Source organism: Achromobacter sp. 46006, from assembly GCF_059761975.1.
Genome location: NZ_JCBANN010000148.1, coordinates 1 through 387, shown reverse-complemented (window position 1 = coordinate 387; position 387 = coordinate 1). Strand labels below are relative to the sequence as shown.

The 387-nt window shown below is 69.8% G+C and carries 1 pseudogene; it reads left to right on the top strand.

Going from position 1 to position 387, the window contains the following annotated elements:
- Positions 1–387, top strand: a pseudogene (locus AC6LKG_RS26580) (Zn-dependent hydrolase); the annotation flags it as partial.

Below are 387 nucleotides of genomic sequence, written 5' to 3'. Positions count from 1 at the left end.
AGGGCATCGAACTGGAACACCCCTTCGAAGTCATCGACTTCCTGTCGGAAGAACCCAGCGACTACGGCATCTCCTGCGTCGGCAGCCGCGCCCTGAGCGGCCAGCTCTCGGCCGACATGCTGGCCGCGCGCAACGCCGATGGCGAGACGCTGGCGCAGGGCATCGCCCGCATCGGCGGCGATCCCGCCGCGCTGACCGCGCCAGTGCGCGGCCCCAACAGCACCGCCGCCTTCGTCGAACTGCACATCGAGCAAGGCCCGGTGCTGGAAAGCCGCCAGCTGCCCATCGGCGTGGTCACCAACATCGTCGGCATCCGCCGCGTGCTGATCACGGTCGAAGGCCAGCCCGATCACGCCGGCACCACGCCCATGGACATCCGCCGCGACG